The organism is Halomonas sp. (genome assembly GCF_052095765.1).
In the GTDB taxonomy this organism is placed as follows: Bacteria; Pseudomonadota; Gammaproteobacteria; order Pseudomonadales; family Halomonadaceae; genus Halomonas.
The window spans coordinates 1-17,694 of record NZ_JBQDJZ010000059.1 but is presented as its reverse complement, the minus strand read 5'-3'; the positions used below and the strand labels follow the sequence as shown (position 1 = coordinate 17,694).

The 17,694-nt window shown below is 59.5% G+C and carries 19 protein-coding genes and 1 tRNA gene; 12 read left to right on the top strand and 8 right to left on the bottom strand.

All coding sequences use genetic code 11. The features are described 5' to 3' along the window. Positions 1-255 precede the first annotated feature (255 nt). Positions 256-609, top strand: a complete 354-nt coding sequence (locus ACTH3D_RS08780) for a hypothetical protein (RefSeq protein WP_441666688.1) — start codon at positions 256-258, stop codon at positions 607-609. Between the two features lie 92 nt (positions 610-701). On the opposite strand, the gene secF is transcribed toward ACTH3D_RS08780, so the two are convergent. The 5 genes from secF to queA all read right to left on the bottom strand — a co-directional run bounded on the left by secF (position 702) and on the right by queA (position 6,262). After that, positions 702-1,622 (bottom strand): protein translocase subunit SecF, encoded by a 921-nt coding sequence (gene secF, locus ACTH3D_RS08775; protein ID WP_441666687.1) that lies wholly within the window; start codon positions 1,620-1,622, stop codon positions 702-704. 40 nt (positions 1,623-1,662) lie between these two features. After that, positions 1,663-3,516 carry a protein translocase subunit SecD gene (secD, locus tag ACTH3D_RS08770; RefSeq protein WP_441666686.1) on the bottom strand — a complete coding sequence of 618 codons (1,854 nt, stop codon included), beginning with the start codon at positions 3,514-3,516 and terminating at the stop codon, positions 1,663-1,665. A 148-nt stretch (positions 3,517-3,664) separates the two neighbouring features. After that, complete coding sequence (gene yajC, locus ACTH3D_RS08765; protein WP_441666685.1) at positions 3,665-4,000, bottom strand: preprotein translocase subunit YajC; 336 nt, start codon at positions 3,998-4,000, stop codon at positions 3,665-3,667. A gap of 68 nt (positions 4,001-4,068) precedes the next feature. Further along, positions 4,069-5,190, bottom strand: a complete 1,122-nt coding sequence (tgt, locus tag ACTH3D_RS08760) for a tRNA guanosine(34) transglycosylase Tgt (protein ID WP_441666684.1) — start codon at positions 5,188-5,190, stop codon at positions 4,069-4,071. 31 nt (positions 5,191-5,221) lie between these two features. Then, positions 5,222-6,262: a tRNA preQ1(34) S-adenosylmethionine ribosyltransferase-isomerase QueA gene (gene queA, locus ACTH3D_RS08755; protein ID WP_441666683.1), complete on the bottom strand. Its 1,041-nt coding sequence runs from the start codon at positions 6,260-6,262 to the stop codon at positions 5,222-5,224. 136 nt (positions 6,263-6,398) lie between these two features. Between queA and ACTH3D_RS08750 the strand changes: the two genes are divergently transcribed. The 3 genes from ACTH3D_RS08750 to ACTH3D_RS08740 all read left to right on the top strand — a co-directional run bounded on the left by ACTH3D_RS08750 (position 6,399) and on the right by ACTH3D_RS08740 (position 7,769). Next, positions 6,399-6,485: transfer RNA gene (locus tag ACTH3D_RS08750), tRNA-Leu, on the top strand. A gap of 219 nt (positions 6,486-6,704) precedes the next feature. Further along, a complete protein-coding gene (gene rnk / locus ACTH3D_RS08745; protein ID WP_441666682.1) occupies positions 6,705-7,115 on the top strand; it encodes a nucleoside diphosphate kinase regulator in 411 nt (136 codons plus the stop codon). A 36-nt stretch (positions 7,116-7,151) separates the two neighbouring features. Beyond that, a complete protein-coding gene (locus ACTH3D_RS08740; RefSeq protein WP_441666681.1) occupies positions 7,152-7,769 on the top strand; it encodes a LysE family translocator in 618 nt (205 codons plus the stop codon). Here the strand turns inward: ACTH3D_RS08740 and ACTH3D_RS08735 are convergent. Beyond that, positions 7,766-8,218 carry a copper chaperone PCu(A)C gene (locus tag ACTH3D_RS08735; protein ID WP_441666680.1) on the bottom strand — a complete coding sequence of 151 codons (453 nt, stop codon included), beginning with the start codon at positions 8,216-8,218 and terminating at the stop codon, positions 7,766-7,768. The two genes, ACTH3D_RS08740 and ACTH3D_RS08735, sit on opposite strands and share 4 nt — an antisense overlap. Before the next feature lie 188 nt (positions 8,219-8,406). Between ACTH3D_RS08735 and ACTH3D_RS08730 the strand changes: the two genes are divergently transcribed. Next, complete coding sequence (locus ACTH3D_RS08730) at positions 8,407-8,892, top strand: glutathione peroxidase (protein WP_441666690.1); 486 nt, start codon at positions 8,407-8,409, stop codon at positions 8,890-8,892. A 55-nt stretch (positions 8,893-8,947) separates the two neighbouring features. On the opposite strand, the gene ACTH3D_RS08725 is transcribed toward ACTH3D_RS08730, so the two are convergent. Beyond that, positions 8,948-9,337 (bottom strand): DUF7079 family protein, encoded by a 390-nt coding sequence (locus ACTH3D_RS08725; protein WP_441666679.1) that lies wholly within the window; start codon positions 9,335-9,337, stop codon positions 8,948-8,950. Positions 9,338-9,491: 154 nt separating this feature from the next. Between ACTH3D_RS08725 and fabV the strand changes: the two genes are divergently transcribed. From fabV to rluF, 4 genes are all read left to right on the top strand, one after another. Beyond that, the gene (gene fabV, locus ACTH3D_RS08720; RefSeq protein ID WP_441666678.1) at positions 9,492-10,697 is read left to right on the top strand and encodes an enoyl-ACP reductase FabV; all 1,206 of its coding nucleotides are present in this window, start codon (positions 9,492-9,494) and stop codon (positions 10,695-10,697) included. Between the two features lie 44 nt (positions 10,698-10,741). Then, positions 10,742-11,662: a GlxA family transcriptional regulator gene (locus tag ACTH3D_RS08715; protein ID WP_441666689.1), complete on the top strand. Its 921-nt coding sequence runs from the start codon at positions 10,742-10,744 to the stop codon at positions 11,660-11,662. A gap of 68 nt (positions 11,663-11,730) precedes the next feature. Further along, on the top strand, positions 11,731-12,609 hold the full coding sequence (locus tag ACTH3D_RS08710; protein ID WP_441666677.1) for a DMT family transporter: 879 nt from the start codon (positions 11,731-11,733) through the stop codon (positions 12,607-12,609). Positions 12,610-12,720: 111 nt separating this feature from the next. Then, the gene (rluF, locus tag ACTH3D_RS08705) at positions 12,721-13,719 is read left to right on the top strand and encodes a 23S rRNA pseudouridine(2604) synthase RluF (protein ID WP_441666676.1); all 999 of its coding nucleotides are present in this window, start codon (positions 12,721-12,723) and stop codon (positions 13,717-13,719) included. Positions 13,720-13,723: 4 nt separating this feature from the next. On the opposite strand, the gene ACTH3D_RS08700 is transcribed toward rluF, so the two are convergent. After that, positions 13,724-14,371, bottom strand: a complete 648-nt coding sequence (locus tag ACTH3D_RS08700; protein WP_441666675.1) for a class I SAM-dependent methyltransferase — start codon at positions 14,369-14,371, stop codon at positions 13,724-13,726. Between the two features lie 163 nt (positions 14,372-14,534). Between ACTH3D_RS08700 and ACTH3D_RS08695 the strand changes: the two genes are divergently transcribed. From ACTH3D_RS08695 to ACTH3D_RS08685, 3 genes are all read left to right on the top strand, one after another. Next, entirely contained in the window at positions 14,535-15,773 is a 1,239-nt protein-coding gene (locus ACTH3D_RS08695) for an aspartate aminotransferase family protein (protein ID WP_441666674.1), read from the top strand. Between the two features lie 50 nt (positions 15,774-15,823). Then, positions 15,824-16,894, top strand: coding sequence for an arginine N-succinyltransferase (locus tag ACTH3D_RS08690; protein ID WP_441666673.1), 1,071 nt, complete (start codon positions 15,824-15,826; stop codon positions 16,892-16,894). Continuing rightward, a partial coding sequence (locus ACTH3D_RS08685; protein WP_441666672.1) for an arginine N-succinyltransferase occupies positions 16,894-17,694 on the top strand: 801 nt, incomplete at its 3' end. The genes ACTH3D_RS08690 and ACTH3D_RS08685, both read left to right, overlap by 1 nt.

Sequence of the window (17,694 nt, the reverse complement as noted above, 5' to 3'; positions counted from 1 at the left end):
AGACGTATCTTGCTGACATTCTCGCGGTGTGAAAGTTTTCATGCGTTCTCCCTGGTCTGTTTGGCCGTCGGATACACTGCGCCCCGTAGCCCTTTGGCTACGGGGCGCAGTGCTTTGCGGCCAAAGCTGTTACTCACGCCCCCGGACGTGTAACGTAATCTGTTCGGCATACAGGAAATGCCCGTGCCGAGGGTGACGATGACGGCTGAGTTACTGAAAACGGCCGCGAACTTCTCAACGTTACGAGGAGCGACGATGCAACCGCTGAATTACTACTATTACAATGTGTTGGAAAGCTTCGAAAAACCCAGCGATGTTCCTGCGGTTCAACTTCAGGAAGGATATGACCTGCTGTATCGCTATGGAGGCCGGGTAGAAATCGATTTGATTGAACGTGCCCAGGCGGCTTATGCTCAAGGCCAGTCTTTCCCCTGGTACGATGCGCTGGATGATGAGCAGCGCGACAAGCTACGTCAGGCGTTGAGCGATATCAATCCCGCCAAGATTCTCAAGCTGATGCAGCGCAACGGCTATGCCAGCGTGCTGTATCAGCATGCGCGAAAGGGCTACCAGCCTGGACAGCCTGAGATCTCACAGGCAGTTCCCTGAGCGGTGAGCCGGTGATCTGACAAGCGCTAAAGAAACAACCCCCGATGCGTTGAACCACGCATCGGGGGTTGTTTTTCATGCGTGCCGTAGGATCAAGGCAGTTCGTCCTCGTGTTCTTCTTTGGGCGGCGGAATCAAGTCTTCGCGCTTAAGCTTGAGTGGCAACAGCAGTGCTGATGCCACATAGATCGATGAGAAGGTACCGATGACGATACCAAGCAGCATGGCGATCGCGAAGTTATGGATCATCTCGCCGCCGAGAAACACCAGGGAAAGCAACACCAGCACTGTGGTGCCTGACGTTGCTAGGGTGCGTGCCAAGGTTTGGTTAATCGACTCGTCGAAGATCTGCACCATGTCATCAATGCGGCTGCGGCGAATGTTTTCGCGTATGCGGTCATAGATAACAATGGTGTCGTTCAGCGAATAGCCGATAACCGCCAGTACAGCGGCCAGCACGGTGAGGTCGAACTCCATGCCGAACACGGCAAAGGCACCAATCACGATGATGACGTCGTGAACCAGCGAGACCAGTGCACCAATGGCGAACTTGTACTGGAAGCGCAGCGCCACATAAACCATCACCACGCCAAGCGCCACCAGCATGCCCATGCCGCTCTGGTCGCGCAGTTGGTCACCGACCTGGGCGCCGACGAACTCGGCGCGCACCAGCTCAACCTGGGCGCCGCCCTGGCTGAGTAGCTCAGTCACTTGGTCGCCAACCCCAGCATCAAACGCCTGCTGCAGACGAATCAGCACTTCAGTGGAAGCCCCAAAGGTTTGTACCGATACGTCCTTGAAGCCTGCGCCTTCCAGTATCTGGCGCACTGAGTCCAACGCAGGTGCCGTGGCATAGCGAACCTCGACCAGGGTGCCGCCGGTAAAGTCGAGGCCCAGGTTCAGCCCGTTGAAAGCGATAGCAAAAACCGAGACCAGCAGCATGATGGCCGAGGCTGCAAAGGCCAGCTTGCGCTGACCCATGAAGTCGATTTGTCGATTAACGAGGGTTGTCATAGCCGCCCCTGGATTGGATGGAGAAGTTGAGAGCGCATGATCAGATCCATAGCTTCTTCACCGGTTTGCCACCATAGCGCCAGTTGACGATGGCGCGTGTCACCATCAGCGAGGTGAACAGCGACGACAGGATGCCCAGTGAAAGTGTTACGGCAAAGCCCTTCACAGGACCGGTGCCTACCGAGAACAGGATCAGTGCGACCAGCAGGGTGGTGATGTTGGCATCGACAATCGAGGTGAAAGCGCGTTCGTAACCGGCGTTGATCGCTTGTTGAATCGAGAGCCCGTTGCGCAGCTCTTCACGGATACGCTCGAATATCAGCACGTTAGCATCAACTGCCATGCCCAGTGTCAGCACAATGCCGGCGATGCCGGGCAGTGTCAGAGTGGCACCAAGCAGCGACATGGCGGCGAGTAGCAGCGTCAGGTTGAACGCCAGGGCAATGTTGGCGAACAGGCCAAACACCTTGTAGCGGAGCACCATGAATATCACTACCAGCAGCAGGCCTACCTGCACCGAAAGGATGCCGCGCTCGATGTTCTTCTGGCCGAGGCTCGGCCCGATGGTGCGCTCCTGGGCAAAGTAGATGGGCGCGGCCAGCGAGCCGGAGCGCAGTAGCAGCGCCAGGTCGGAGGCTTCAGTGGGTGAGTCCAATCCTGTGATACGGAAACTGTTGCCCAGCGCGCTCTGGATCGTGGCCAGGCTGATGATGCCGCGCTCGGTGTAGGGCGTGCGTACTATCACCGGCTCGCCATCCTGGAGTACCGTGCGGTCACGGGTTTTGTGCTCGATAAACAGCACTGCCATGTTGCGACCGATATTGGTGCGGGTGGCGCGGTTCATCAAGGTGCCGCCGGTGCCGTCCAGGTTGATGTTGACCTGGGGGCGACCGTTTTCATCGAAGCTGTTATTGGCGTTGGAGACGCTGTCACCGGTGATGATCACGTCGCGCATCAGTGCTGCCTGGCGGCCTTCCTGGTTGCGGAATCCGAACGATTCGGTTTCAGCATCCGGGGTGTCGTCACGTGCTTCGAGTCGGAACTCCAGGTTGGCGGTGGCGCCGATGATGCGCTTTGCAGCGGCAGTGTCCTGCACGCCGGGCAACTCCACCACAATGCGATCCGGCCCCTGGCGCTGAACCAGCGGCTCGGCCACGCCCAGCTCGTTGACGCGGTTACGCAAGGTTGTCAGGTTCTGGTTGATGGCGTAATCCTGGATCTCATTGACCGTCGCATCTGACAGCGTCATGACCAGGCGTGCACCGCGCGCTCCTGTGTCTTCACTCTGGTACTGAAAACCGGGAAAGTTTCGGCTGAACAGCGTGCGGGCCTTGTTGCGGTCCTCGGTGTTCATGAAATCCATGCGAATCGAGTGGCCGTCGATCTCGGTGTTGCGATAGCGGATGCGCTTGCTGCGCAGCTCTTCGCGCATGGCGCTGGCGTTGACCTCAAGGCGCTGCTTGACGGCCGCTTTCATGTCGACTTCGAGCAGGAAGTGCACGCCGCCGCGCAGGTCAAGACCCAGTGTCATGGGTGATGCCGAGAGTGACTTCAGCCAGGCAGGCGTCGATTCCGCGAGGTTCAGAGCGACGGTGTAGTCCGGACCCAGCTCCTCGTTGATCATGTCGCGGGCTCTGATCTGATCCTCTGCGTTGTTCAGGCGAATCAGTACGCTGTCGTCATCGCGATCAACGCTCTTTATGGTGATGCCGGCATCGGTGAGTGACGTTTCAATCCGCGCCAGGCGTTGCTCATTCAGGATGGCGGCAGGGCCGTCGCTGCCGATCTGTACAGCCGGGTCCTCAGGGTAGAGGTTGGGTAGGGAGTAGATCAGGCCGACAATGAGGACCAGAAGTATCAGCAGATACTTCCATAGGGGATAACGGTTGAGCATGGGCGCTCTGCCCTCGGGTTGCTGATGATGGGTGCAGCGTCCTGCCATCACGAGCATCGGGCAAAGCGGCTAGGCGGGCCTCGCCACGATGATTGCAGGGCAGCCCGCGCGGGCGAGAAGCCAGCACGGGCAGACGCAGCGGGTCAGATCAGATGGACTTGATGGTGCCCTTGGGCAGTACAGCGGCCACGGCGTTTTTCTGCACGTTGACCTCGGTGCCATCGGCAACTTCCATGGCCAGGAACTCGCTGTCTTCGCTGACTTTGGTGATGCGGCCCAGCATGCCACCACCGATGACGATCTCGTCACCCTTGGCCAGACTGGTGATCAGCTGTTTGTGCTGCTTGGCGCGCTTGGACTGCGGACGCCACAGCAGGAAGTAGAAAATGAGCACGAAACCGACCAGCATGACAATCTGTGCGATACCGCCGCCGGCGGCGCCGCCTTCCTGGGCGAGGGCCGGGGAAATGAAGAAGTCCAACATGTGCAAGTGTCTCCTGAGATGACGGGTAAAGAGTGGCGACTGACCGTTAAAGCAGGCCGTTATAGCCGTTAAATAAGGGGTGCAGGAGGAACCGGCAGACCGCGCTGCGCGTAGAAACCTTCTACGAAGTTCGCCAATGTACCCGCTTCGATCGCACCGCGCAAACCGGCCATCAACCGCTGGTAGTGGCGCAGGTTATGGATGGTATTGAGCATGGCCCCCAGCATCTCGCCACAGCGATCCAGATGGTGCAGATAGGCGCGAGAAAAATTCTGGCAGGTATAGCAGTCACAGCCGGCCTCCAGCGGCCCGGTGTCATGTCGATGTCGGGCGTTGCGGATTTTTACGGTGCCTTCAGCGGTAAACAGGTGGCCGTTTCTGGCGTTGCGGGTTGGCATCACGCAGTCGAACATGTCCACGCCGCGGCGTACCCCTTCAACGAGATCTTCGGGTTTGCCGACACCCATCAGGTAGCGCGGCTTGTCGGCTGGCATCCACTCGGGCAGGTAGTCGAGCACTTTGATCATTTCTTCCTTGGGCTCGCCCACCGACAGCCCGCCGATGGCATAGCCGTCGAAACCGATCTCTTCCAACCCCTTGAGCGAGGCTTCGCGCAGATCGCTGTACATGCTGCCCTGAATGATGCCAAACAGCGCCGACGGCGAATCGCCGTGGGCAGTACGTGAGCGCTCGGCCCAGCGTAGCGACATCTCCATGGAGCGCTTGGCCACATCAAACTCGGCGGGGTAGGGCGTGCACTCATCAAAGATCATCACCACATCAGAGCCCAGCGAGCGCTGCACCGCCATGGACTCTTCCGGGCCCATGAAGACCTTGGCGCCGTCAACAGGGGAGCGGAAATGCACGCCCTGCTCGGTGATCTTGCGCATGGCGCCAAGGGAAAACACCTGGAAGCCACCGGAGTCAGTGAGGATCGGTTTGTCCCACTGGGCGAAACTGTGTAGGTCGCCATGGGCCTCGATCACTTCGACACCGGGGCGCAGCCACAAGTGAAAGGTGTTGCCCAGGATCATGTCGGCGCCGATGTTCTTGATCGACTCTGGCGTCATGCCCTTGACGGTGCCGTAGGTGCCCACTGGCATGAAGGCTGGAGTTTCCACTGTGCCACGCGGGAAGGTCAGGCGTCCGCGGCGTGCCCGGCCATCAGTGGCCAGGCGTTCAAAATTCATGAAACATTCGTTTCGCATGAAGTCTCTCAATTCAGGGCGTCTTGCGGGTCAGGTACATGGCATCGCCATAGCTGAAAAAGGCGTAACCCTCGCGGACGGCCTCAGCATAGGCGCTCATCACGGTGTCAAAACCGGCGAAGGATGACACCAGCATCAGCAGGGTCGATTCCGGCAAATGAAAATTGGTGATCAGGGCGTCGACGATGCGCCACTCATAGCCCGGGTAGATAAAGATATCGGTATCGCCGCGATAAGGGGCAATCTGGCCGTCAGCACTATTCAGACAGGCGGACTCCAGGCAACGCACGCTGGTGGTGCCGACGGCGACGACTCGATTGCCTCGGGCCTGGGCGGAGCGCACCTGATCGCAGACGGTTTCGTCGACGTTAATCCATTCGCTATGCATGACATGGTCGCGAATATCGTCGGCGCGCACCGGTTGAAAGGTGCCGGCCCCCACGTGCAGAGTGACGAAAGCACTTTCGACACCCTTGGCGGCCAGTTTTTCGAGCAGCGCTTCATCGAAGTGCAGGCCGGCGGTGGGTGCGGCCACGGCGCCATCACGGCGTGCATAGACTGTCTGGTAGCGCTCGCGGTCGGAGAGTTCATCTTCGCGGGTGATGTACGGCGGCAGCGGCATATGGCCATGACGTTCGAGTAGCTCGATCAGCGGTGTCTCACCTGCGAAGCGCAGTTCGAACAGCGCTTCGCGACGTCCTTCGACCACGGCCTTAATGCCGCCCTCGAAAACCAGCTCGGTGCCTGGCTTCGGCGACTTGCTTGAGCGCAGGTGGGCGAGGCCGCGATGGGCGTCCAGCGGGCGCTCTAGCAACATCTCTACTTTGCCGCCGCTGGCCTTGTGGCCATGCAGGCGGGCTGGAATGACGCGGGTGTCGTTGAATACCAACAAATCGCCCGGTGCTAGCTTCTCAACCAGGGCAAGAAAACGCTGGTGCGAGAACTCACCAGTTTGGCCATCCACGCACAGCAGACGGCAATCGCTGCGTTGCTGGGATGGGTAGCGAGCGATGAGTGGCTCAGGAAGTTCGTAATGGAAATCGGCGCGCTGCATGAAGGGTCGGTCCGTGAGTCGGCGTCTGAAGCGGCCAAACCGCTGTCCGGCCAGGTCGGCAGGATACCGTTTTTCACGCTTTACGTCAGGTCTTCGATTGACCTGTGCCGACAGCTGCGTATAATTCCCCTCCGTTGCCGGTGTGGCGGAATTGGTAGACGCAGCGGATTCAAAATCCGCCGCTGGAAACAGTGTGTCGGTTCGAGTCCGACCACCGGCACCATTGAAATCAGCATGTTAAGAAGCTGACTTCCATCCTCGTTTTATTCATCCCGATATCTGTGCCGTTTGGCAGTGCCGCTTTCCTTGCGTTGCTACTCATAGCTGCCGTGATGACGTACAGTATAATTAATGTCGGTCCTTCGCCTGTCTCTGGGCGAGGGGCTTTTTTGTTGGAGATTCGTTTCGCGGCTGTGAAGCCGAGTATCGGCAGGAGGTATCTATGGCTAAGCGTTCCCCCTTGATTATTAACCGGCTTGATGCCGAGCGGCTGCAGCGTTTGATTGATGATGCCGAGACCGGCCTGGATGTGGCTGAGGCGCTAGAAGCAGAGCTGGAGCGCAGCGACGTGCTGGACCCTGAAAGCATGCCTGATGACGTGGTCAGCATGAACAGTCAAGTAGAGTTCACTGATATCGGAAAAGATCGGCGCTTCAAGCGTACGCTGGTCTATCCGCATTCGTTGGCTGTTACTGAAGATGGCATTTCGGTGATGGCGCCGGTAGGTGCGGCCCTGCTGGGGCTGCGCATTGGCGAGACCATCGAATGGCCGCTACCCGGTGGTCAGACGATTACGCTGCGTATTGAGTCAGTGTTGTGGCAGCCCGAGCGGGAAGGCCAGTATCATCGTTGATTCAACTGACTCAGCCTGGAGCTGATGGGATTGCCAATGCCGTTGACACTCTGGATGTCGCTGGCCGCGATTTGTGCCATGGGCGCCATGTCGCCAGGGCCGAGCCTGGCGGTGGTGTTGCGCCACACACTGGGTGGCGGCCGGCTGCCTGGTGTGATTACTGGTGTCTCGCACGCGTTCGGTGTGGGCTTTTATGCCCTGCTGACGGTCTGGGGGCTGGGTGAACTGATCGAGCGCACGCCGCTGCTGTTCCGCGCTATTACCTGGTGTGGGGCGTTGTATCTGGCCTGGCTAGGCGTCAAGGCACTGCGTGCCAGCAAAGCCAATGCTCTGGAGGCTCACCCAGCCCGAGCGAACCGCTGGCAGGCGGCGCGAGATGGGATGCTGGTGGCGCTGGGTAATCCGAAACTTATCGTGTTCTTCATTGCGCTGCTCAGCCAGTTTGTCACCCCCGGCATGAGCGATATGGCGAGGCTGATCATCGTGCTGACCGCTATGGTTATTGACGGCGGCTGGTATACGCTGGTGGCCGTGGGGCTGTCGCACTCTAGGGTGCTGCCCTGGCTGCAGACCCACGCTCACTGGATCAATCGTGCCACCGGCGTAATGTTGTTGCTGGTTGCGGCGCGTATTGTGTGGGCGACGACTAGCTAGGCGCCTGGCATAGCGTCCAAGGGTGCGACTTCAAATTCTACTTCTATATCTTCCAGCGTTTCGAACTCCAGCGTAATGGGAAACTTCAGGCCTTCTGTCAACGGGGCTTCAAGGCCGATCAGCATCAGGTGGTAACCACCGCCGGGGCGCATGCTGACCGGGTTATCCTGGTCAATATCAATCTGCTTTACCTGGCGCATCACCATGGTGTCGTCTTCCATGCGCATGATGTGCAGTTCTACCACGTCACTGGTGGGCGAATGCGCGCGGACTAGCGTTACCGGATCGCCGGTAACGCGAAGGTCGGCATAGGCGCCCGCATTGGTGGCGCCGGGCGGCGTGGGGCGGGCAAAGGCGTTGTTGACCTCCAGCTCGGAGGCTGCCGTGTTGGCCAGGGCAGCCGTGGGTAGCAAGAGCGAGCAGAGCAGTGCTGATATCGGGTGGCGCATGGTCTTAAGATCCTTGCTTATGACGTGTGAAAGCGTCTGAGTTTCAGGATGGCACCGTAGGATGGCGCAGCCTGTCGAGCTAGGATAGTACAGCGCCTGAGCGGGACAAGTGACATAGCGCCGCAATTACTGGCGAAGGAAGAGGTGCCGTGGCATCGTAAGGACATCAGCTGCAGGACGATGCCATGATGAATATTCACGATCTCGAGTGTCGCACCGCCCAACAGGAACCTTTCAATCTGGGTGCGCTGCGTGGTCAGGTGCTACTGATTGTCAATGTGGCCAGCCGCTGCCGTTTCACGCCTCAGTTGCGCGAGTTGCAGACGCTTTATCAGCGCTATCGTGATCACGGGTTCACGGTGCTGGCGTTTCCCTGCGACCAGTTTGCCGGCCAGGCGCCGGAGTCTGCTGAGGGCTTTTGCGTTTTTAGCGCCCACACCTATGGCGTGACCTTTCCCGTCATGGACAAGATAAAAGTGAATGGCCGTCAGGCTCACCCGCTGTTTGTCGCTTTGAAACGTGAAGCGCCCGGCGTGCTGGGCACACGGATGATTAAGTGGAATTTCACCAAATTTCTGGTTGGTCGGGATGGCCATGTGGTGCGGCGTTTTTCACCACGCGATGAACGTGTGGATATGCTGGAGCCGCTGGAGCGGGCGTTGGAGGAGCGTTAACCACGGTGTTCCGTCTGGGTTTTGTGCCTTGGGTTCTGGGTTGAAACCCCAGGCCTCATGGAACGACTTCTCCGCGTGAAATCATCAGGCGCTCCATCAGCTCGATCCAGCGCTGTCGGGCCATCATGGTGGTAATGCCTGAGAACAGCGCCCACCAGCTGCGCCGCCAGCCTTTCAGTCGCATGTTGTGTCCGACTAGCTGGCGCATCAGCTGGTAATCATCGCGATGCTTCCATTCACCCACGAGCGACATCTGCCGGCGCGACATCACCGGAGCCAGCTCCAGTCGGAAGATCCACTCCAGCTCCTTGAGGGTGAAGTTGTGGCGCTCGATTTCCTCGATCATCCGAATATAGTCGGTTTCGCGTGGCTCGCGGTCCAGCCAAAGTGGTGCCAGTGCCAGCCACAAATCGCCGCGCTGGTCGACGAGATCCTGAGCGTTCATAGCGTGTCCTCGTGAATATGCAAACATCCTGCATCAGGCACCGTTATCTCTCAAGAGCGGACAGCCTGAGTGAGTATCGCTAGAATGCTCACTATCGAGTCACCCGGCAGCGCTAGGTGGTCCAGTTAGCTGTGAACAGAAGAAGAGGTCTGTCGTGATTATCAAGCCCAAAGTACGCGGTTTCATCTGCACTACTACCCATCCCGTTGGCTGCGAGAAGAATGTGCTCGAGCAGATCGAGGCCACTCGGGCTCGCAAACTGGACGCCTCCAGCGGCCCGAAAAAAGTGCTGGTGATCGGCGCCTCTAGCGGCTACGGCCTGGCGGCGCGCATTACCGCAGCTTTTGGCTACGGCGCCGACACCCTGGGCGTGTTTTTTGAAAAGCCCGGCACTGAAAAGCGTACCGGTACGGCAGGTTGGTATAACAGTGCTGCTTTTGACAAGTTCGCTAAGGCCGAAGGGCTGTACAGCAAGTCGATCAATGGTGATGCCTTCTCCCATGAGGCGCGCGACAAGGCCATTGAGCTGATCAAGCAGGATATGGGGCAGGTGGATCTGGTGGTCTACTCGCTGGCCTCGCCGGTGCGCAAGCTGCCGGACTCTGGCGAGCTCAAGCGCTCCAGCCTCAAGCCGATCGGCGAGACCTATCGCGCCACCGCCATCGACACCAACAAGGACGTCATCATCGAAGCTGAGGTGGAGCCGGCCACCGAGCAGGAAATTGAAGATACGCGCATCGTGATGGGCGGCGAAGACTGGGAGCTGTGGGTCGATGCCCTGGACAGCGCCGGTGTTCTTGCGCCGGGCGCACGCAGTGTTGCCTTCAGCTATATCGGTACAGAAATCACCTGGCCAATCTACTGGCACGGTGCACTGGGCAAGGCCAAGGAAGATCTGGATCGCGCTGCCGGAGAAATCAACCAGCGCCTTTCGGCCAGCGGTGGCGGCGCCAATGTGGCGGTACTCAAGTCGGTGGTCACCCAGGCCAGTGCAGCAATTCCGGTGATGCCGCTGTATATCGCCATGGTTTACAAGGTGATGAAAGAGCAAGGGCTGCATGAAGGCACGATTGATCAGCTCAACCGCCTGTTTGGTGAGCGTCTGTACATTCCGGGGCAGCAGGTCATGGCCACCGACGAAAAAGGCCGCCTGCGTCTGGATGACTGGGAGCTGCGCGATGATGTCCAGCAGGCCTGTCAGACGCTGTGGTCTCAGGTGACCACCGAGAACCTGTTCGATATCACCGATTACGCCGGCTACAAGCACGAGTTCCTCAAGCTGTTTGGCTTCGAGCGCGATGATGTGGATTATGACGCTGAGGCCAATCCGGTGGCAGAGTTTGATGTGGTAGAGCTGTAAATCACTTGCGTAAGCCGTCGACCATCGTGCGCCATGTTGGCGTAGTGGCCTTGCCCGGCTTCTCGCTGCTAGCCCAGGCCTGTGCCACTGAACCCATGCAGGTGGCGAACCGGCTGGCCGAGCGAACGCTGTACCGGCTCTCGACTTTTGCCTTCGATGAACGCCCGGTGGTCAGCGCCTCGGGGCAGATGTTGATGCCCCAGTCAGTCGTGGGGCAATCTGCGGAGCCGCTGGATATGCTGATGGTGTGCGCGCCCGTGCCACTGTTAGGCAGCGTGTCCGAGAGTCTGCTTGACTGGCTGCAGCGACTGAGTGCCATTCGTGTGGTGTTGGCGGGCATTGGTGGTGGCACTGAGGTGCTGGCACGCGCCGGTGTGCTGGAGGGGTATCGGGTGACATTGCCCTGGCCCGGTTTCGCTGCCTTTGCTGATGAGTACCCCGGGATACGCCTGTCGCGCCAGCTGTTCGAGATTGATCGCGAGCGGCTGACCTGCGGTGGTGGCACGGCGGCTATGGACATGATGATGACGCTGATTGGCAGCCAGCACGGCAGTGAGCTGGCGCAGCGCATCTCAGAATACTTTGTACTGGAGCGGATTCGCATGGGTGATGAGCCCCAGGAAGTGCCCATGAGCACGCGGCTTCGGCATGCGCCCCAGAGCCTGGTCGATGCGCTGGCGCTGATGGAGGCCAACATCGAAGAACCGCTGACCACCCATGAGCTATCAGGGCATCTGGGTATTTCACGGCGCCAGCTGGAACGGCTATTCAAGAAATTTCTGCAGGCCGTGCCCAGCCGCTACTACCTGAGCCTGCGTTTGCAGGAGGCGCGACGTCTGTTGCGTGAAAGCGACCGCAGCGCAGGCGATATCGCGCTCTATACCGGGTTTTCCTCGGCGGCCCATTTCTCGACCGCGTACCGTAACCATTTTGGCATGACCCCTCGGGAAGAGCGGCTTAGCTAGATCGTCGCGCTTCTGCCATGCTCTGGCTGTTCTGAACCGATCTGAACTGTTTCAACGGAGCTTTCCTCATGCGTGCGCTTAGACCGCATCTGCTGCTGCTTTTGGTAGTGGCCATTTTTTCTGGCAACATCTTGGTCGGCAAAGCGTTGGTTGAGCTGCCGCCTTTTACCATCTCGCTGGGCCGGGTGTTTATTGCACTGCTGGTGATGCTACCGCTGGGCTGGGGGCAGATGCGCCGCCACTGGCCGGTGTTTGTTCACCACTGGCGGCCTTTGCTGGGGCTGGCACTGTCCGGGGTGACCTTTTTCAACGCGCTGATCTATGCCTCCCTGAAGTTCACCTCAGCCACCAATGTGGCCATTCTCGAAAGTTTGATTCCGGTGGTAACGTTGTTGCTCAGCGCGCTGTTGCTCAGTGAGCGATTTCTGGCCCGCCAGTGGGTTGGTGTGGTGGCTTCCTTTGTTGGCGCGGTGGTGGTGGTCACATCTTCGCAAAGCAGCGTCAGCATGCCTGGCGGCATCAATCCGGGCGATTTGATCATGCTGCTGGCGGTGCTGGTGTGGGTGGGTTATTCGCTGTTGGTCAAGGAGCACATGGCGCGTTTTCCGCGCTATGGTGGGTTGCTGGTGATGCTGGTCATCGCCAACCTGGTGCTGGCGCCGATTGCACTGATGGAAGGCGCCTGGCATATCGTGCCGACACTCAGTGGAGCTGAGCTGGCCGGGTTGGCTTATCTGGGTATTTTCCCTTCGGTGATTGCGCTGCTGCTCTATAACAACGCCCTGGCTGAGCTTGGGCCGACGCGTGCCACTATTTATCTCAACCTGCTGCCGGTGTACACGCTGATTGGTGCCTGGTGGTTGCTGGGCGATCCGATTCTGCTGGCGGAGGTTATCGGCAGTGTTGTGGTGATTTTCGGTGTATGGATGGTGCTGGCCAGGCGCTGAGCTAGACTGGTTCGCTGGGCTCTGGCGGCCGGGGGCGCTACCATTAACCGATACCCACTCGCGCAGTCTGTGGCACTGGCTGCGTTTTGCCTCATTCTTTACGGTTTTTTCATGGCTCTGGACAACAGCGATACCCGTCTCAACAAGTTCATCAGCGAAACTGGCATAACCTCGCGCCGCGAGGCTGACCGTCTGATCGAGGCAGGCGCCGTCAAGGTCAACGGCCGTCGCGCTGAGATGGGCATGCGGGTCACAGATGCCGATCATATTACGGTGCGCGGCAAGCCGCTGCGTGCCAAGCCCAGGCCGGTGTATCTGTTGTACAACAAGCCGGTCGGGGTGACTTGTACGACGGATCTCTCCGATTCCACCAACATCGTCGATGCGGTCAAATACCCCCAGCGCATCTTTCCCATCGGGCGACTCGACAAGCCCTCCCAGGGCCTGATCCTACTGACCAACGATGGCGATATCGTCAATAGGATCCTGCGTGCCGGTAACGCCAACGAGAAGGAGTACCAGGTTCGGGTCGATCGTCCGATCAACCAAAATTTCATCGACCGCATGGGGGCGGGCATTCCGATTCTGGGCACCGTGACCAACCGCTGCGCGGTGCGTCAGACTGGAGCCAACAGTTTCACCATCGTGCTGACTCAAGGTCTCAACCGCCAGATCCGCCGTATGACCGAATACCTGGGTTATGACGTCACCTATCTCAGGCGAGTGCGGTTGATGAATATCCATCTGGCCAGGTTGGCCCCTGGCCAGTGGCGTGAACTGAGCCGCCAGGAGATGGTTACCCTGGAGAGCATGCTCGGTGATTCGAGCAAGACCGAAGAGGCGTCGGTGTCCAGGCGTCGAGCCAGGCCGGAAAAGCCGGCGGGTGCTAAGCCCGGGCCGACCGGGCAGCGTGGCCGTACCGCCAAGGGAAAAGCGGGAGCTGGCAGGACGGCAGATGATAAGGCCGTTCAGAAGCGGTCGGCTCAAAAACGCTCAAATCAAAAGCGTGCGGATTCAAAAAAGTCCAGTGCAGACAGGAAAGGGCTCGCCAAGACGGCGTCAGGCAAGACACTGGGTCGCTCAAAACAGAGGCGTTCGACACGGCGCTAGTAATTTACTGTTCTGGCGCTCGGGCAGGCTTGCACGCCGGTTTTCGCGCCAGCAGCGCGCGAATCAGCGAGCCCAGCAGCACTGGGGTGTCACGCTCAATCATGAAGCCGGCCTCTTTCAGTAGTGGGCGGGCCTGGCGCGTGATATCGGTAGCGATAGCTGTGGTGATGGCATTCAGGGCGCGTCGTGCCATGCCTGCAGGGTGTCCGTCTGATTGAAACTTGTCCAGCACGGATAGCTGGCCTCCGTCCTTCAGTACTCGGTGAGCCTCTGTCAGGCCGCGCGCTGGGTCGGGCATCACTGCCAGCACTAGATGCATGATCACCACGTCGAAATGGCAGTCAGGATAGGTGAGCTGCTCGGCGTCCATCTCTGCTACCTGCACGTCTTTGCCCAGTGTTTCAGCGCGCTGGCTGATGCGCCGTACCATGGCCGGAGAGAGGTCGGTGGCATGCACCTCGATATCCTCTGGTAGCCAGGGCAGGTCCAGACCGGTACCAGCGCCCACCAGTAGCACACGCATGCCGGGCTGCCACTCCACCTGAGCCAGCGACTCACAGCGCGGCTGACGGAAGGTGCGGTCGGCCACCGCATCGTAGATTGGGGCATAAAGTCCATAGCGTATTCGGTTCCAAGCGGTGGTGTTGAACATGCTTAGGCTCCTTTTTTTGCTCTTTAGAATGTGGCGCTGTGGGGGCGGAGTCCCACTTTTCACAAGTTGCCGTCACATTGCTGAAAGTCTCGGCCACGCGTGCTCCCTATACTCGAGGGAGCCTTAAACAACATAACCCCTAAAGGACTCAATGGAGCCTGACATGACCCATACCCCCAAGCGTAGCGATTTTGATCAGTACATGGTGCCGAACTACGCACCCCAACAGGCGATTCCTGTGCGCGGTGAAGGCAGCCGCCTGTGGGACCAGCAGGGTAAAGAGTACATCGACTTTGCCGGCGGTATCGCGGTCAATGCGCTGGGCCACTGCCACCCGGTGCTGGTCAATGCGCTGAAGGAGCAGGCCGACAAGTTGTGGCACCTGTCCAACGTCTATACCAACGAGCCGGTGCTGAACTTGGCCCGCACCTTGGTCGAGCGCAGCTTCGCTGACAAGGTCTATATGTGTAATTCCGGCGGCGAGGCCAACGAGGCGGCGCTCAAACTGGCGCGGCGTTGGTCGTATAACGAGCATGGCGAGAAAAAGGACCGCATTATCTCTTTCCGCCAGTCTTTCCATGGCCGTACCTTCTTTACCGTCAGTGTCGGTGGCCAGCCCAAATATTCTCAAGGCTTTGGCCCAGTGCCCGGTGGCATCGTGCATGCCGAGTTCAATAACCTCGACAGCGTGCGCGAGCTGATGGATGCCAACACCTGTGCGGTGATGGTCGAGCCAATGCAGGGCGAAGGCGGCCTGATTCCGGCCACCCCAGAGTTTCTTGAAGGCCTGCGCGAGCTGTGCGACGCCAATGATGCGCTGTTGATTTTTGACGAGGTACAGACTGGCGTTGGCCGTACTGGCACCTTCTATGCCTACATGCAGTATGACGTCACCCCTGACATCTTGACCACCGCCAAGGCGCTGGGCGGCGGCTTCCCAGTGGGTGCCATGCTGACCACTGATCGCATTGCCCCGGCCATGGGTATCGGGACCCACGGCTCCACCTACGGCGGTAATGCGCTAGCCAGCGCCGTCGCTCTGGCGGCGGTGGAGCATATCGATACCCCCGAGGTGCTGGAAGGCGTCGCAAAGCGTCATGAGCTGTTTCGCGAGCATCTGGAAACCATCAACCGCAAGCATGGTGTGTTCAAGGAAATTCGCGGCATGGGCCTGCTGATGGGTGCCGAGATGAGCACCGAATATCAGGACCGCGCCAAGGACATTCTGCCGCTTGCCATCGAGGAAGGCGTGATGGCGCTGGTAGCCGGCCCCAACGTGCTGCGTCTAGCGCCGTCTCTGGTGGTGCCTGAGGCCGATATTGCCGAAGGCATGGCGCGTCTGGAGCGGGCCATTGAGCGGCTGGTTGCCGATAAGGCGGCCGCCCAGAAGACTGCCAAGTGAGTGGTGCCCTACATGCCACGGCTCCCCAGACCACCGTTGGAGGGAATGCCATGCTGGTTGTTCGACCGATCCGGCCGGCAGATCTGCCGGCCCTGGAGCGGCTGGCAGGCACTGCCACGCCGCGCCTGACCAATCTGCCGACCCACCGCGATCGTCTTGAGGAGCGCATTACGCGCTCCCAGCGTGCCTTCAGGGCCGGGGTCGACTTTCCTGGCGACGAGCACTACACCTATGTGCTTGAAGACCTTGAGCGTGATCTGGTGGTGGGCACGGCGACTATCCGCGCCCAGGCCGGCGCCCATGAGGCTTATTACACCTATCGTCAGGAAACGCTGATTCATGCCTCGCAGCAGCTCGATGTGCGCCGTGAAGTGCAGACCCTGGCGCTGTCCTATGAGGTGTCAGATACCAGTCTGCTGTGTGCTTACTCACTGGATCCGCGCTACCGTGGCACCAGCGGCGAAAGCCTGCTGCGTCGGGCGCGGCTGATGTTCATTGCCCAGTATCCTGAGCGCTTTGCTGAGATGCTGGCGCTGGCGTTTCCCGGCTATCTGGATGCGGACGATGAGTCGCCGTTCTGGAACAGTGTGGGTCGTCACTTTTTCATGCGCGATTTTCAGGAAATCAATCATATTGCTGGGGTGCGCTCGAAGAGTTTCATTGCTGAAGTGATGCCCCAGTTTCCGCTGTATCTGGCACTGTTGACCCCCCAGGCGCGTGCCGCCATTGGTCGCGAGCACCCTGACCACGAGCCCGCATTGGAGGAGATGCTGGGTGAAGGCTTTCTGCGTTCGCGCCATGTGGACATTTTCGATGCTGGTCCGGTCATCAAGGGTGAGCGCAGCCGTCTTGAGAGCGTGCGCCGGGCGGCCTGGCATCCGGTGCGTATCCGTCCGGCCCACTCACTGCCCGATGCCGAGCCCGCCATGGTGGCAAATCAGCGGCTGGAAGGGTTCCGCTGTCTGGTAACGCGCTATGCGCTGTCGCCTACCGGCCAGCTGATGCTGTCGCCGGAGCATGCTGACATCTTGGGTGTTGAGGAAGGCCGCGCTGTGCTGGCCGCGCCGCTGACGCTGCCCGGCGACGGCCATGATGCCGGGTATGACGAGGGGGAGCTGTAATGCGCATTCGACCGATTGCCTCGACTGACCTGGACCAACTGCACGCGCTGGCACAGGAAACCGGTGTGGGCTTTACCTCGCTGCCGGATAAACGCGAGTTTCTGGCGCGTAAGATTGAGACTGCTGTCAAAGCCTTTGATGGCACCACGCCCGCGGAGGAGTGCTTGTACTTCTTCGTGCTGGAAGACGAAGAGGCCGGTCGGCTGGCGGGCTGTTGCGCGATTGAAAGCCAGGTGGGGCGTGATGTTCCTTTCTATCATTACCGGGTGGGCAATCTGGCCCACTCATCGGTGCAGCTGGGCCTGCACCGCACCATCGACACCCTGTCGCTGAGCTCAGATCACACCGGCGATGCTGAGGTGGCCTCGCTGTTTTTACGCCAGGACTATCGCGGTAGCGATCGTCGCCATCAACGCAACGGCGCTTTGCTGTCAGCTATGCGTTGGCTGTTTATGGCCGAGTTTCGTCAGCGCTTTCCCGAAAAGGTGCTGGCCGAGATGCGCGGCGTGTTCAACAGCGAGGGCAAGAGCCCGTTCTGGGAATGTCTGGGTAGCCACTTCTTTCCGCTGGCCTTTGAAGAAGCCGACCGGCTCACTGGCTTAGGGCAGAAGAGCTTTATCGGCGAGCTGATGCCCAAGTTCCCGATTTACACTCCCTTCCTCTCTGAAGAAGCCCGGGCCTGCATCGGACAGGTTCACGAGCAGACGCGTCCTGCGCTGGCCATGCTCAAGAAGCAGGGGCTGCGCTGGGAAGGCTATATCGATATTTTTGACGGTGGCCCGACGGTGGAGGCCTATATT